The organism is Leisingera sp. UBA4491, from assembly GCF_002388965.1.
GTDB lineage: Bacteria > Pseudomonadota > Alphaproteobacteria > Rhodobacterales > Rhodobacteraceae > Leisingera > Leisingera aquaemixtae.
In genome coordinates, this window is the sequence record NZ_DGNN01000019.1 from 1 (window position 1) to 15614 (window position 15614).

Genomic DNA, 15614 nt, shown 5'->3' on the forward strand with positions numbered 1-15614 from the left:
GAACTACCGTGTGGGGGCACCACCAATTTTTCTAAAGCATTGTGCCGCATCAGCTTTTGCAACGAGCAAGGCGAGGCGTAGTCGTCAGCCGGAGACGTACTGCTCCAGCCGTCTAAGGTGCAATTCTATCCAGCCACTTTCTGAGGACTTCCAGCGGGTACCCTCTGCCGTATCCCTGACCAACCCCATCCGTGTGCCACCCGCCAATTTGGTCAGCAACATCCGCTGGGCATTCCACTGCACGGAGCCGGTCTCGCATGGAGTGGCGGAACCCGTGCATAGTAGCCCCCTTTGGCACATAGGCCTTTAGCCACTTGTTCAGGGCGGCGCTGGCCGAATTGGCGCTGGTCTTGTCTGAGGTGTTGTAGCGGGGAAAGGCGAACTTGTTTCCGTCCTGCTGGGAGTGGATGCGCCGGGCTGCCCACTCTGCAGAACCAGCCAGCGGAACAACCCTTCTGCTGCTGTCAGTCTTCAGGCTTCTCCACGGGTGCGGGGTAATCTTGGCCGCCCATCTGCCATCCTCCAGCTGGAAAATGTCTTCACGCAGCAGACCTGCAGCCTCCGCCAGCCGCATTCCGGTGTCGGCCACCAGCGCCACCAGCCAGCGCATTTCATCGTCCATCTGGTAGCACTGCTGTTGCACGGCACGGACAACATCCACTGGGATGGGGCTGCGGAGGGCCACGCCTGCACTCCGATCATAATAGACATTGGCAAAGGGGGAGGAGATGGAAAGCCCTTCTTCCGCCACGGCAAAGTTGAACACGGCGCGGACAGTGCCGAAGATCCGGGTAATGCTGCTCCCGGCAAGTCCCTTCTTGATCAGCGCATCCCGGAAGGCATTAGCGTCTGCCTTGGTGTAGTCCGGCAGAGGTTTGTCTCCGCAGACGTCGATTACATAGCCGCACGAGCGGTGTGCAGCCCGGCGGAAGGTCTCCGGCCTGCCAAGTCCTTTCAGGCGCAGGTATGTCAACACAGCCTCAGATAACTTCAGAGCATCAGTGGTGACATCTTGCCCGTCTCCCGGCGTCGGCACGGGACGGGGGAGGCCATGGCGCAGAAGATGCTTGCCGGGAAGGTCCGCGTCCTGGGTCCGCAGGTGGTACCAGTATTCGTCCAGCTTGAATGCGGCGCTGGCCGCTCTTGCCAAGGCCACAGGACGCGATCTGGTTCTCAGGGAATAGGAGATCCTGGCGGAGGAATAGTGCTTCCGAAGGTCCGCCGGGACACGCCGGGTGAAGTAAAAGATGCCCTCTTTCACGAAGACATGCTGGGAAGATTTGTACTCCAAAATGTACTACGCCTCGCCTTGCCAAGTGCAAAAGCTGATGCGGCACAATGCTTTAGAAAAATTGGTGGTGCCCCCACACGGCATATGGGAATCTAACAACAAAACCAAACAACACGAAAGTATAAATAAATTCAATATTTTGAACTTGCAGACAGGCCCAACTAGCTCCATGTTGGCACAGCCAAATTGCGGGCAAATAGCGTAACAACATTTGAGGGGGCGGCTAAAGATGCCGGGCATCCACAGGCTAGGTAAGAAAGAGGTTGAGCTTGCAAAACAGCCCGGGCAGCGCCTCGGTGACGGCGGCGGTCTCTTCCTGCACGTTAGGGAAAAGGGGGCGAAGTATTGGTCGGTGCAAGTCACCATCAAAGCCGCTTTTGGGCGCGGAAAGCGGGTGGAACTCGGCCTCGGCCCCTATCCAGACGTAACACTTGATCAAGCCCGCGATTTGGCAGCGGCAGCGCGGGAGCTGGCCCGCAGCGGCACTGATCCGCGTGAAGAGCGGCGCAAGCAGCTCCAAAAAAGTCAGACCTTTGAGGAAGTATGCGCGCTCGCATTCGAAGCCCGCAAAGCAGAACTCAAAGGCGACGGAGCCGCCGGGCGCTGGATGTCGCCCTTGAACCTCCACGTGATCCCCAAAATTGGGGACCGTCCAATCACCGAGATCACCCAGAACGACATTGTGGATGTACTGAAACCGCTCTGGCACACGAAGGCCGATACCGCGCGCAAGGGCATGAACCGTATCGGTATCGTAATCAAGCATGGCGCTGCGATGGGCTTAGACGTAGATCTTCAGGCCACCGACAAAGCCAAGGCACTTCTTGGAAAAAGTCGCCATGTTGCGAAGAATATGCCTTCAATGCCGTGGCAAGAGGTTCCCGCCTTCTATGGGAGTTTAGGTGAGGCGACAACAGAGCTTGCTTTGCGCCTGCTAATCCTAACCGGTGTTCGCAGCGGACCATTGCGCACGATGCACGAAAACCAAATTGACGGTGACGTATGGACCATTCCTGCCGAGGACATGAAAGGCAACAAGGGGAAGACCCAAGCCTTCCGCGTCCCACTCAGCGCAACCGCCCAGCTTGTTGTTGCCAAAGCACTGGAAGGCAGCCGGGACGGATACCTATTCCCCAGCCCGCGCAAGGGCGTGATCAGTGACATGTCCATGACTCAATTCATGAAGCGCCAAGGTCTTGAAGCGCGTCCCCACGGATTTCGCACCAGCCTCCGGACATGGCTGAACGGCACCGACGCCCCTTATGAGGTTAAGGAAATGGTTTTATCTCATAAATTTGGGAACTCCGCCGCTAAGGCGTATGACCGCGACGACTTCCTTGAGAAGCGTGCTGTATTGCTAGAACAATGGGCCAACCATGTGACGGGCGGCACCGGGCAGAAACTTCACTTGGTGGAGGCAGGCTGATGGTCGCACTGCCTTTTACATTCAGCGCCGAGGCTGGCGGCTTTGTGTACCCAACTGACCCCAAAGAGTTTGCACACCGCCTTTGGCAGTTCGTAGACGCAGAAAACGATCTATTTGCTGCTTGCGAACTGGCACATAGTGACCGCGAATATTATGACGAGCTACGGAGTTGGGCAACTAACTGCACCGACCTAGAAGGCTTCCCTCCGACCGCCTTAGCCACGCTGTGCAGGACGCTGGCCGCCCCAAGGCCGCCCCTGTGCAAAGGCCCGAAGCAACGGCGGAACGCTCGTTTGCAGGCAGTGTGGAAAGCTCTTTGTCGTGAATTCCCGGACCACCCTCGAAAGGCCCCCGGCGGCTTGGCAGACATCGTGGCTAGCTTGCCCGGCGTCCATGGCTCTGCTGATAGCCTCTACAATAACGTTCTTACCAAGCCGCAATAAATGCGGCTTGCGCTTATTGCTTACCAGCAAAGCCCAACACCTTAAGCCTGTGCCTGCCAACGCCAAAGCGGCATCAAACAGGAGGCTTAAGGCCATGAAGTATCTCAATATTCATCAAGTCTGCGAAAAACTTGGCGGTCGGTCCGCCAACTCCATCTACACGGATATCGGGCGCGGCCAGTTGCCGAAGCCCATCAAGCTCGGCAACCGTAATGTCTGGCCTGAAACTGCCATTGATGAAGCCATGGCGAACCTTGCCGAAGAACAGGGCGTAGATCTGCCCGTTTGATTTAGCAAACGCTGCTGAAACGGCATACGCCCTACTGGGGCACCCCGATCAACCATTCATCGCTATAGCAACAAAGGCTTTGCGGCAGCGCCCCGCAATACAGTTACGCTATTTGCCTTCAATTCAGGCCACAAAGGCACGTTCCATGGACGATAAGTACAACACCCTTCGCAGCATGAAAGCTGCGAATGCGCTGGCCATGTCAGCGCAAGAACTAACAGATGCGGCCGAGCGCGGCGAAACAATCGTGACGTCTGGTCTTAAGCTGCTTGAAGTTTGGGAGACCACCCCAGAGGTGTCGCCAACTATTTCAATAGACACAGGCGGCAAGAAGCATATTTTTGCACTCCCCGTTGCCGAACGCCACGTCGAAACAGTAATCGAAACCAAAGTGGATCACAGTAAGTTTGTGACAAAAGAGGGGGCTGGCGGCTTGCCTTGGGTTTGCCTTCCGGTCGAAAATGGTCAAGACATCCCGCTGGTCCCAATCATGCCCGGCACGGACGGTCTAGCGACTGCCAAGCGTCATGCGGTCGAGGCACTGCGCACAGTATTGACAAAAACCACGACCGCCAAAACAGCGCCGCCCAGCGCCACTATTGCCCCCGCGCCCCCACAGCCCCCGGCAGCGCCGCAAAAGCCACCAGCGGCCAGCACAAGGCCTGCCAGCACGGGCGCAACAGTACCGCCCCCGGCAGCACCGCCGCCGCCAGCCGCACCGATAGCACCCCTGCCGACCCAGAAAGGCATCTACAAGGTCGCAGCAACCGCCATTCACGGCCCGGCCCCCTCAAGTGACCAGCAATACCTTCACGTGACGCTGGTGAGCGACGACGACGAAACCGACAAGGTGGTGCTCCGTTTCTACCGCAACGCTAAGGGCGACTTGGCCCAAAAGTGGGACAATCTGCTGGCGCAGTTCTTGATCAAGCTTGGCATCCCAGAGATCAACGATACAGAGCAATTGCATGGGCGGGAAATCGCGCTGCACTGCAACTTCGGTAACCGCACCACCATCGCAGGCTTGGACACAGTAGCAGCTACGCTGGGCGTTTCGGCACACTGAGCGCCCTCAAGGGATTCAAAATCATTAAATATCAAAGCCTTAAATAAGCGCCGTACTTGCAAACCCGCCCGGCCTGTGCTAACTGTGGTGCGTTCCAAAGCGTTCTGGGTGTTGGCACAAAGGACTGGCGGCTGTCTACCGCCAATGTTCTGCCAACACCCGGCGATTTGCCTCGCTTGGAACCGGGAATGCAGCGCCCGCAAGACACAAAAGGAGTGAACTCACCGCCAGCCCTAGACAGGTTGGTTTCTTGCAACGCTTAGGAACGAATACCCCCAATGCTACCGACCACGACCCAAGCTGCTCAGGCGGCAAACAATACCGGCTTGCCTGCTTCTGTCACCCTCGTTCGCTCGACAAAGGGCGATCTTAACAAACGTATCGAACTACTGGCTGACGGGACAGTTAAGAAAACGCACCCCCTCCCTATGTCCGAAGGCTGGTCGAGTTGGCACGCGGCCCCTGATGGCGAGGCCCTTGCCGCTCTGATCTCGGATATGCCCAAGGATCATGCACTAATCCTTGGGCAACTGAAAAATACAACGCAATATCAATTCCCCGTACTGTCCAAGCGTAAGGCTCTGTCATTCTTGGGCCCGTCTGTTGTGCGTTCCAAAGAGTTCTTCCACTTCGACAACACCCAAAACTCTTGGGCACTGCTGGACCACGACACGAAGGACATGCCCGCCAGTGTGCAGGCCAACATTGAGCGCGCCGGGGGCTGGCAGCAGGCCGCGTTGCAACTGTGGCCTGACTTGGCGCGCGCCGAGGCAGTAGATACAGCTTCAAGCTCGAGTCACATTACAAAGCCTGACGGTCAGTCCTTGCAAGCGGCTGCCTCGCACAAATACGTGCTGTATTGGCAGCGCAACCTTTCGCAGAAAGATCTACTGGCCGACCTGCTCCTCCGCGGGTGGCTTCACGGCCTCTCCTACTGGGTAGTCGGAGCGGCAGGGCAGCTCCTAGAACGAGGGCTATTTGACGCCGCTGTGGGTTCGCCAGAGCGGCTTTCGTTTGAGGCACCTCCCACACTTTCCGGAGGTCTCACACGGTGTGCGCCTGCGCCTACCGTTACCAGAGGCGAGGCGGTCGGATATGCTGTCCTAGCGCCCAAAGAGCGAGCAAAGGCCCTCAAGACCCGCCGTGTCGCGAAAGACGCCATGCGGGCGGAAGCGGCGCGGGTAAAGGCAGCGTGGGTGGAGGACCGGGCGCGTGAACTTATGGCCGAACGGGGGCTTACCTACGATCAAGCCATGGCCACGGTTCGCGGGCTGTTCCAGCGCAAGGGTCAGCTCTTCGGCGAATACAATATCCAGCTTTCGGACTACACGTGGGTCACGGTCAATGACATCCTAGACGATCCTCACAAGTACCATATGGTTGACGGCCCCGGCATTCTTGACGGGGTGGAATACGGCATGTCGCGTATTCAGATTGTAACGCTAGGCAAGGATGGCGACCCGCTGAGACGGCCTCATGTTATCGACTACGCTCACGGCATCAATGCCCGCTATGAACTGGTGGGGGTGAACAAAACGCCCTCCGTAACACTGAACCGGCCTGCCCGATTCAGCTTTGCCACCAGCGCCACGAACCGCGCCGAAAGCTGGGAAAAACAGAAGGCGAAACTAGATGCTCGCAACCAATATCAGTTCGATCAGCAGATTCACTTGTGGCGTACGAAAGGGTTGCCGTTCCTGGAAGGCCGCAAACGAAAGCCGCGCACTACGGGCGACACCGAAAAAGACACCGAACAACTGGGCCGGTGGCAGGCAACTGAAGACGCTCGCACACCGCCTGTCTGGTGGGATGCAAGCCAGACAGGTGTGGGGAAATCCTATGCTCGCGATAAGTTTGTCCGCTGGATTGTTTCGGACCCGCATAGCGGCTGGAACCGCAAGAAGCACGGCCCGGTGGTGATAGTGCTAGAGCGCCACGAACAGATTGAAAAAGCGCTAGACGTGCTTGACGGGCTGAACGTTGTGGCCACCGTTGGTCGGGCGAAGGTGTGCAAATTCCCGAAGCAGATAGCAGCGCTCAGCGGGCTGGTATCGTCTGTGGAGCGCTCCGCGTGCGACAACTGCCCTCTACGGGAGCATTGCGAATATTACGAACGTCGGGACGCTGCCCAGACAGCCGACGTGGTAATCATGCCCCGCGAGCAGGCGTACTACAAACCTGAGAACATCGTCGGTAAGAAGGTCGCTTTGTGGCTGTTTGACGAAGACCAAATGGATGTTCTGCTAAGCGAAGAACTGCACATTACGCAAGCCGACCTCACAGTTACGCAGCTTCTTGACGCACTCCCGCCGCCCCTCCAGGCGATGGTGCAGCTTCCAAATGTGTCACAGACCTTAGCAGCACTAAGCGCGTCCATCCCATGGCCGTCCCGTGGTGCGGCGATTGCGCCAGTGAAGATTGAGCACGCTGAGGAAGTGCTAGGGTATCTTCAAAAGCCGCAAACAATCAACGTCACAGCAAGCGAAGATGCGGAGGAGTTTGAAAGCCTGCTGGGCGAGGCGGTGACTCGCCATGAGTGGGGCAGCCGGTGGTGTCAGCGAGTAGCTGCACTGCTGCGGGCTGTTATGCAGTCTCAGGGGCAGAACCACCTCATTGGTTGCACCATGAGCACCACAACGTCGCAGGGTATGATTCCCGCCTCTTGCGTCACCGTCAGCACCAGACAGGACATCAGCGGGTTCAACACCTGCCACAAAGCACCCCGCGTCTTGTACAGCGCCACGGCAGACCAGACCCTGAATAAGCTAGGGCTGGATTTCGGCGCGCCCGACCGGGACAACATTTCACTGCCTGCCTATGTCACCATACGGTATATGGACTGCCACACGGGTTCTGCGAACAGCCTTACCGACCACAACGGGCCAACGGCGCTGTCTCTGAAACTGGCGGCGCATTTCAACGATCAGGCAGCGGATGGCCCCGGCCTTTGGGTATCGCAGAAGGCGGTCAAGGAGGCGGTCCTGCCGCATCTCTCTGCGGAGACCCTGACATTGCACTATGGCGCTGTCACCAGCGTCAACGCGGCGGCGGGTGTGCCGTACACTATGATCTGCGGGCGCCCTCTGCCAAACCCTGGCGTTTACGAAGCACAGGTGGAGGTGCTACTCGGGCGCTGCGTCCAACGTCTCCCCGCTGGCGAATATTGGCCGCTAGCTGATGGCTACGTCCGATGCGGCGCATACCACGAACTAAGCACACGGGTTTATACGCACCCTGACCCGCACGTGAACCATTATCTGGGCTACAAACTGCGGACGCATGTTGAGCAGGCAATCGGCAGGCCGCGCGCCATCCGCGCAGAACATCCGATGGTTATCGACGTGTTCGGCAATGTCCCGATCGGTTATCCCGTGGACCAACTCGGCGCGCTAGATGAATTTGCAGCAGGGCCGGAAGAGCTGATCTGCCGCAAAGGTCTGGTGCCGCTCACCGGTGAGGCGGTTAACAAATTGGCACCGCTGCTGTTCCCGGACCTTTACCGCAACGCAGCGCAGGTTCAGAAGGCACGCGAGTATGTGGCGACCCACGCCAAGGCAGAGGCGGATCAGGCCCGCGACCGTGAAAGGGCGGGCTTGAATGCACTGTTACGCCTAAACCCGCCCGTGGGAGGACACCTACCTGCCGATGCTGTGGAATGCCAACTGACACACGCGCAGTTTGGAAAACGTGCCGTCAAGGTCGGTGTTGCCGACATTGAGGCTGCTCAAGCAGTTTTGGCTGGAATTTTGCCGGGTTGCACCCTGAAAAAGTCCCGTAAACGGTACGGAGCAAAATAGCCAAAGCACCCTAAAACCGTATAGGTATCTATGTAGGCAATTGGGGTACTTTGGCTATGCAGGTTTAGCATTTACGCCGCAATGCCGCACACAAGCCAAATGCCTCGTCCACCACGCGGGGAGCAGAACCCGGCACAGTATTACCTCCGGCCTGAGGCACCCAAAACTGCCGAGCACAATTTTACGAGCACAGGGTCGCCATTGGCCGCCGGCACATGTTGGGCCGCGCCACACCCAAGCAAGCCCCTGCTCCCACCACAGCGGCGTGCAGGCACATTTCCGGGCCGTCGCCACCGCACCACTTCCAGGCGGGCAGCAATACCCGCTGCATCACCTGCCATCAACCGCGCGTCAATCATCACCGCCATCAATATGCGAACAAGCGACCTCAACGCTTTTTGATTGCAAAACTCAAACTGGATAAGGGTGTTAAACTAGCGAGCAGGACTTTTCCGAACAAAGCAAAGCACACGAATTTAGCGTAACAGTCACAAATAAATCAAAACATTTTGCTACGCTATCAATGAGGTAGCCTAGAAACATAGTGCCTTAAATGGGCACCAAGGCGCATTACCCTTCAATTCTCCGTCGAGCATCGTGCAGTTGCATTGCCGACACCAAGCGGAAGCAGCCTAGGCGTGTTGCTCTCACCCTTACCACCGGCCTCAGCAGAACATAGCCCAACTACGCTGGAAGCAAATTTGACCGCAAAAAAGTAGCCAAATAGCTTGCTTCTGCGGCGCTACCCCTTGCTTAAGCCCCCTTAGCGGCCCATGCTTACCAAGTGCAAAAAAAGGGGGTAACCATATGAAAAGTAACAGAGCGCAACCACTCAATCCGCCCTGGAGACCCCGCAAGATCAAAGCGCCCCATCATCTAGGGGAGCGTTTTGTCGAGTATGCTGAGCACGTGGAAAGTAATCCACTTTTCGAGAGCAAATTGTTCAGAACTGCAAACGGAACGATGATCGCAAAACTGCGGAAAGATCGACCAATGACAATCGCTGGATTCTGTTTGTTTCTCGGAATCACAACACAGACATGGCGGCACTGGCGAAAGAACAGGAAAGATCTAGTCGAGACAATGGAGCTCATTGAAAATGCTGTGTTTGCGCACAAGTTCGAGCGATGTGCTGCAGGCATTTTCAAAGCCAATATCATTAGCCGGGAATTAGGCCTTATGCGAAAGGCTTGAGCTAATAATCCTTTGCTCCACTTGTCCGAAACGATCTGTCCGCTTTCATCAATTGACCTATATGATGAATGACTACGCGACCCGCTGCAAGAGACTGGGAATAAACGGTTCCTGAAAGAAATCGGAAGCTAAGTCACCCTGCTTACCAGTAGGCCAATTCACTGTTGCAGCAACCATAGCAACTTCGCATCGAGATCCAGTACAGGTTATAGAGATTGATTTCCAAAGCCTAACCTGCTTTCGAAAAGTCGTGCTCATAGGCATCCCTCGCCAAGAAACGACTGTAAGCCGAAAGCAGCGATGTAGCTAATGGGTCCCGGATTCGCCCGCAACGACGGATAGAATAAGTGAATGAACCGTCATCGTAAGAGCCGTATTGAGAAAACGACTTTTTTGGCGCCGCCCGAGGAATGACTGCGTTGGCCAATAGTTTGGCAACTTGGTCTTTGTGAACCCTCCGAGCGTCTTCAATCTGCTTGGAAAACTTTCCAAAGTGCTTTCTCAACACGTCATCCCGATTCTCCCAAGCCCTACTCGGAAGGTTGAGGTTCGAGTCAGGAGAGGCTGCAAGATGGCAACGCCCGTCTTTGTTGAAAACTGCTAGGTCGAGAACCTGCAAGTTCGCTGGTGTTGCATCTGCGAAAGGAACGACAGCAGACTGAGCGCCACCATGATCGTAGTGCTCCAAAAAAAATCGTAACCCGTCCTTAGCACCCGCCTCCTTTCCAAGAGGCCTGCTCTTAACAGGTGCCAGAACCGCAACTTTGAAGTTTTCTTCGCGTACACGCTTGCCATCGCTCCGAACCATGAGATCGCAAGGCTGTGCAATGAGCACCCATAGTTTCGTTTCCCTACCCTCGCCGATCTCGAACAGGTCGCCGTTTCGGAGGGGGTCGTTGTAGTTGTTTACGAGCTGTTCGCTTTCGTAGAGTTCCTCACGGCGAAGCTGAAATAGACGTTCTTGCGAAGTCGAGGACATATCACGGCCGACATCGGCGATTTCTTTTACCGTGCGCGCAGCAGAGGTAAATTCGCCGACCCTCTTCTCTTGAAGTATCTGTGATTTTACCTGGTCTTTCTGAATAATCCCGTACAGGCGTATCAGCGTTTCCAACTCCGAGACACCCTCCATCTCAGAAGACTTCACCACCATGTGCTCAAAGTCGATCGGATCTAGACCAGCAAATTGCTCTAACGCATCATTCAAGGCCTCCTTGAAAGCGGCCTGAGCCAGTTTTTTCATTGTCTGGCTGTAGGTAGTGATAAGGGTACGATATACAGCTCCGTAGAAAGTAGTCTCTTCGTCTAAGGCAGTTTTGGCGATCGGCATAAAGTACTGGAGATCAAGTCTCTCTGATTTCTCCAATTCCAGCCAAGCTTCGACTTCGCTTCCCAGCGAAACGGTATGTGTTAACATTCCGCAGAACCAGCGTGTTCCAAAACCGGCTTTTTCTTTCTTAATCAAGTCACGAATGATATCGGAGCCCTTGGAGAATCCCAAAGTTGCCTGATCAGCCTCTAGTTCCTGGTCGAAAAAGAATAAAGTACGTCGCTCTTCTGTGCACTCTTTGATTAATGCATCCCTTTGTTCGAACCATTCGTGTGGTGTTAGCAAATGAATGACAGCCTTCTTAGGCACCAGGTCCTGTAGACGTACTAGAGCCTCACGCTCGTGGACTTCCTCGCTGTGAGCCGATAGCACCTTGCCTAGTTCCAAAAGCTCTTCGCGTTCGAGCTCCCGCAGCTTGAAGTCCAGCTGCTCCATAAGTGCGTCGTTCTCAATGGACAGCTCAATACCTTGGAAGAATTCTGCTAAGGACTCCTTAGAAGCATCGTTCTCTATCAAAACTGTATATACAGTTCCAGCATCAATTTGCGGCTCGGCCTTGTCGTCAACAAAGACGACTTTAACAATATTCAATTTTTCAAAGAGTTGGGCAAGCTTACCGTCGAAGCTATCCACAGGATGCCTATCTTCCTCTTTAGTTTCTGCTTCAATATCAGGCTTAGCCGGGAGAGAAGCAGCGGCCAAATTATCTTCAATCGATGCATCTGCGGCAATCGAATTATCAGGCATTGTTGTCTTATCCATCCACGATCCCCGAAAGATCCAGTTCAAAAATGTACCTACGGTTGTGTTCATTGCGTACATTAAGAAGCGAAATAGTGCCACCCATTGACTCCAGAATTTGAGCGCAGATAAATAGACCCAATCCTCGCCCTTCCCCTTTCGGCTTAAGTGTGATGAAGGGTTCGAAAAGCGCGTCTTCAACAGCGGGATCAATTCCACCTGCATTATCCCAAATTTGCAACCTTGGTGGCTTGTAGCTGATATTCAGTCTAGGGGAAAAATTTGGATTATTGGCTTGCGCTTCCTTGAGCCAATACTCAGCATTCAATACGATGTTGTCGACTACCTGCGTCAATCTCCCGCGATTAGTTTTTACAGAGAAATCAGCGCTATCAAGTGCAATATCGGTTTGAATGCCGGTTTCAGCCCATCGGTCTTCAAAGTGCGACCGAATATCCTCTATGAGCCTAGAAACTGGAAATGTCTCGATCTTGTCGCGCTGGTACCGCAGCGAAGGAGATAGGTGACCAATCTGCCGACGCAGAGCCGCCGCCGCCGTAGTGACTTCCTGTCCTAGGACTAGGAGATCCACATTCGGGGGGGTTGTTTTTTTGGCGCGCGCCACAGCCTTTGAAGCCTTTTGCATCAAGCGATCGGTTTGGTTTTGAACTTCATGTGAAAGTGCCTCAGCCAGCAGCCCCAATCCAGCAAGTTCCGAAAAATCCTGTAGTTGGTCGGACAAAACGTCCAATCGCGGCGAAAGCACGGTAACAATATCCGCGAGATCCTTGGCCTCTGCTGCGTATTTAGTAAGGTCAGAAAATAGTGCCTGAGATTCTTCAAGTGCTTGTTGCGCGTCGGTGAGCAGCTCCGCCATTTCCCGTTCTGCGGAACTTGTCAGTAGGGGTGTTTTCTGGATGCGGCTAGTCACGGTTGCAATCTTCTGCCGGGCGACAGCTGTGTTGGCGTCAAGCGACTTGGCAGTATTGCTGTAACTCGCCAAACGACTTGCTACATTCTCGGCATCGGCAATCGCCTTGCGCCCGCCTTTGAAGGGCTTAGAGTTCTCCGGTCGGTTTGCTTTAAACGTATTAAAATTTCGCCTGGTCCATTCATAGAAGCTACCGATCATTTCAGTCGCGTGGGTTACTAGGCGTCGGAAGTTCTGAGAATACGGATTGGAAACAAAACCTTCCCTGTCCGTCTTCTCCTTTAGGTTGCCATTTTCCGCCTCACTAATCGACACGAACCCAATTACATTCTGGGGGCGCAATCCGTACCAGGAACTTCCGCTCGTTTGCTGAGCGCTTAGGCGAAGCCAATCTTCGCCATTTAAACCATAAGGTTTTATTGCGAAGCCGTCGCGGAATACTTTTATACCCGCATGTAGCTTTACAATCTCTCTGACCTCGTTTGTGTTTGCAAGCCCGCCAAGCTTGGCTCCAATCTCATCACCGCGCAGCATAAATTCATCGATTTCAGCGTGAAAAGGACCAGGATTGGCATTAACCAGCGGAGCGTCTGGTTCGTTAGATGGCTCTTTTTCTGCGCCACCGAGCGCTGACAGTGGAACACGATAGTCAAACTCAATGAAGAAGTTCGGGTCATCACTAAGTTTAAAGTTAACCGGTGCCTTCTTGCTCTTTAAGTAATCAAAGAATGAGCGCCCATTATCTCTTGCTAGCAAATTCTCGTAGGAATCATGATCCTGGTTTCCGCGGAGCTTCATGAGCCGGAATTTTCCGGTCATCGCTAGCGCTCCGTCAGCGAAATCAATGTTGAACTTGGCCACCGCCGCGCCACGGACCTTCGAAGAAACCTGCCCCAAGTCAATCGGGCGCCCATTAATGCGTAGCGTCACCAAGAAAGGGCGAGCTTCAGCAAAGGGGGAAATGACCTGCGAAAGATCAGCGATTAGCTTTTCGACCGCTCTCCCGCCCCAAACCTCGGCATTTCGCAACCCAGAGACAACTAGCTTTGTACCTTTATTTCGTGTAGATGTTTTCGCTGTGTCAATTGATACCGGCACTTCGCTTAAGCTTTTGTCATCGGTAAACGCGTCCCAAGCAAATGCGACGTGCAACGTATCATCTTGTCCGTCCTTGCGCGTATAAAGCTCCAGGTTTTGACCCAGTTTCTGGGTGCTTAGACGCCCCAAGCCTTTATCACCCAAAGGCGTTCGCCCCTTAGGTGTCTTGCGCCCGGAAGCCTTCATGATCCGCTTTCCTGATAGCGAAATCATTAACCAACCACGTTCGATATCGGCGCGGTTCATTCCCATGCCGTCATCTTCAATTGCAACGTAGCCGACGGCCTCGGAAAACTTACTCCCCTCACCGGGCGGCGCGTCAGTCGTGTTTACAACAACGTGTGCGTAAGTCGCGTCGGCATCGTAACAATTCTTAACGAGTTCAACAATCGCCGTGACTTCGTCTGACACCAGTTCGTCACCCAATTGACGGACGACAGCCGCGCTGATGTCGAAATGCGGATTGGCCATACGGGTTAAACCTCAGCCTTGCGGATCAAGAGAATTTTCTCTTCCCGCATAGTCGTCGAACTGGCGTTCCTATCAGGCATACGCTTGTGATGAATTCGCCGTGTCAATGTTGTGACCACCTTGCAATTTAGACCTTCAGCAAGTTCGCCGAGGACGAGATCAGTTGGAACTTGCTGTCCGGCAATGCTACGATTTCCGACAGTCCAAATCATGTAACTATCGAGCTTCATCACATCTAGGATGCTTTCCAAGCTTGCTCCTACATCTTTATAGAAGCGGACCAGCCTGGCACGCCCATCCGTTGGCTTCGCTGGCAATCTATCAGCAAAACGTGCCAAGCGAGGTGAAGCTTCAAACAACTTTTCTTCTGTCCATACGTTGTCGCTGGTGGCGCCTCCGAGGCTACGCCGATCGATTTCTTGGGTCGTACGAAGGGTCGCTTCGTCCGCAGCCGGATCAATATCTTTAAAGTCGATCCAGTGCAGTGGAAGGTAGGAATGCTGCCCATAGGTGACTGTAGTCAGATTGTCTCCATATGGGGGGGAGGTCATTAGCAGATCGAATGGCGCAACATCCGCCCAGTGATCCTTTGCACTGCGCGTATCACCTACACGTACAACAGTATCTGCGACGTACTTACCATCTTTAAGTCTACCGGCGTCATCGAGACGTTGCCTGAAGGAAGAGAAGCTTGCAGAGTTCTCACGCGCCAGGTCGCGGAAAACTGCGATTGGTGACAACTTTCGTTTTGCGATTTCCGACAACGGGCGAGCATGAAGTTTATAGGTCGAAGTTCGATCGTTGCTGGTCAGCCGGACAGTTTCGGCCAGTGTAACCCAAAGGAATTGCCGAACCCAAAGATCTTTACATTTGCGAATTGCGCGGCGCAAACGGGACAGTTCCAAAAACACCCCCTCCTGGAACCACTTCTCTAAGTTGGCCATGGAAGTTTCAATAGTGTTCCTCGGATCAGCAGCAGCATCGTTTGCTACTTGCTCAGCAAAGACGCCTACTTCTGGCTCAATTATTCGGGCAGTTCGAACCCGTCCGATCAAAATCGCCAAGGGGTTTATGTCATTCCCGTAGGTCTGCAAGCCATAGTGCATCCCGCTAACCAGCGAGGTACCAGACCCCATAAAAGGGTCATAAACTGATTGGATATCTGGCCGAGCCTCCAACACTGCACCAAGCAACCGGCGCTGGACAAGCGGAACCATCATCGCAGGGTATTGGAAGATGCTATGGGCGCTGTCGGACCTATCTCGATCCTTAGATGACCAAAAGTCGGGGTCTACCCCTCTGGAATCTAGCAACTTAATGAGCTGCGCATCAACATTCTGCGGTGATTTCATCTTAAGCGGATCAGGATCGGTGCGCGCTACAAGAGGCATTTAGCGCTCATCCTCCGCTAGAGCTAAATCTTCACAGTTCATGTGATGCGAGCGACATGCTAAATCAGAAGCCTTGCTCGTAACCACCATATCTTGTGGTGTAGCTGTATCGTTATTCCATAGGTTCGTAAAGGCGTATTCTCCTC

The 15614-nt window shown here is 54.3% G+C and carries 9 protein-coding genes; 5 read left to right on the top strand and 4 right to left on the bottom strand.

Annotated elements, in window-relative coordinates; translation table 11 throughout:
• Positions 1 to 112: 112 nt before the first annotated feature.
• Positions 113 to 1291, bottom strand: coding sequence for a DUF6538 domain-containing protein (locus B2P87_RS10375; RefSeq protein WP_244940784.1), 1179 nt, complete (start codon positions 1289 to 1291; stop codon positions 113 to 115).
• Positions 1292 to 1520: 229 nt separating this feature from the next.
• Between B2P87_RS10375 and B2P87_RS10380 the strand changes: the two genes are divergently transcribed.
• The 5 genes from B2P87_RS10380 to B2P87_RS20055 all read left to right on the top strand — a co-directional run bounded on the left by B2P87_RS10380 (position 1521) and on the right by B2P87_RS20055 (position 9506).
• Positions 1521 to 2717 (top strand): tyrosine-type recombinase/integrase, encoded by a 1197-nt coding sequence (locus B2P87_RS10380; RefSeq protein WP_141889879.1) that lies wholly within the window; start codon positions 1521 to 1523, stop codon positions 2715 to 2717.
• Between the two features lie 537 nt (positions 2718 to 3254).
• Positions 3255 to 3449 carry a helix-turn-helix transcriptional regulator gene (locus tag B2P87_RS10385; RefSeq protein WP_167510242.1) on the top strand — a complete coding sequence of 65 codons (195 nt, stop codon included), beginning with the start codon at positions 3255 to 3257 and terminating at the stop codon, positions 3447 to 3449.
• A 145-nt stretch (positions 3450 to 3594) separates the two neighbouring features.
• Complete coding sequence (locus B2P87_RS10390) at positions 3595 to 4515, top strand: hypothetical protein (RefSeq protein WP_141889881.1); 921 nt, start codon at positions 3595 to 3597, stop codon at positions 4513 to 4515.
• Between the two features lie 278 nt (positions 4516 to 4793).
• Positions 4794 to 8312 (top strand): hypothetical protein, encoded by a 3519-nt coding sequence (locus B2P87_RS10395; protein ID WP_141889882.1) that lies wholly within the window; start codon positions 4794 to 4796, stop codon positions 8310 to 8312.
• A gap of 807 nt (positions 8313 to 9119) precedes the next feature.
• On the top strand, positions 9120 to 9506 hold the full coding sequence (locus B2P87_RS20055; RefSeq protein WP_141889883.1) for a terminase small subunit: 387 nt from the start codon (positions 9120 to 9122) through the stop codon (positions 9504 to 9506).
• 229 nt (positions 9507 to 9735) lie between these two features.
• On the opposite strand, the gene B2P87_RS10400 is transcribed toward B2P87_RS20055, so the two are convergent.
• The 3 genes from B2P87_RS10400 to B2P87_RS10410 are packed head-to-tail and all read right to left on the bottom strand — an operon-like array spanning position 9736 to position 15468.
• Entirely contained in the window at positions 9736 to 11598 is a 1863-nt protein-coding gene (locus tag B2P87_RS10400; protein WP_141889884.1) for a hypothetical protein, read from the bottom strand.
• Positions 11591 to 14077: a sensor histidine kinase gene (locus B2P87_RS10405; protein WP_141889885.1), complete on the bottom strand. Its 2487-nt coding sequence runs from the start codon at positions 14075 to 14077 to the stop codon at positions 11591 to 11593. The genes B2P87_RS10400 and B2P87_RS10405 overlap by 8 nt, the downstream gene beginning before the upstream one ends.
• Before the next feature lie 5 nt (positions 14078 to 14082).
• On the bottom strand, positions 14083 to 15468 hold the full coding sequence (locus B2P87_RS10410; RefSeq protein WP_141889886.1) for a hypothetical protein: 1386 nt from the start codon (positions 15466 to 15468) through the stop codon (positions 14083 to 14085).
• Positions 15469 to 15614 lie beyond the last annotated feature (146 nt).

What these genes read in the sequence shown, in the direction of transcription:
- B2P87_RS10410 (WP_141889886.1), bottom strand. Translation starts at nt 15,468, where the DNA reads ATGCCTCTTGTAGCGCGCACCGATCCTGATCCGCTTAAGATGAAATCA.
- B2P87_RS10395 (WP_141889882.1), top strand. Translation starts at nt 4,794, where the DNA reads ATGCTACCGACCACGACCCAAGCTGCTCAGGCGGCAAACAATACCGGC.
- B2P87_RS10385 (WP_167510242.1), top strand. Translation starts at nt 3,255, where the DNA reads ATGAAGTATCTCAATATTCATCAAGTCTGCGAAAAACTTGGCGGTCGG.
- B2P87_RS10405 (WP_141889885.1), bottom strand. Translation starts at nt 14,077, where the DNA reads ATGGCCAATCCGCATTTCGACATCAGCGCGGCTGTCGTCCGTCAATTG.
- B2P87_RS10400 (WP_141889884.1), bottom strand. Translation starts at nt 11,598, where the DNA reads ATGGATAAGACAACAATGCCTGATAATTCGATTGCCGCAGATGCATCG.
- B2P87_RS10390 (WP_141889881.1), top strand. Translation starts at nt 3,595, where the DNA reads ATGGACGATAAGTACAACACCCTTCGCAGCATGAAAGCTGCGAATGCG.
- B2P87_RS20055 (WP_141889883.1), top strand. Translation starts at nt 9,120, where the DNA reads ATGAAAAGTAACAGAGCGCAACCACTCAATCCGCCCTGGAGACCCCGC.
- B2P87_RS10380 (WP_141889879.1), top strand. Translation starts at nt 1,521, where the DNA reads ATGCCGGGCATCCACAGGCTAGGTAAGAAAGAGGTTGAGCTTGCAAAA.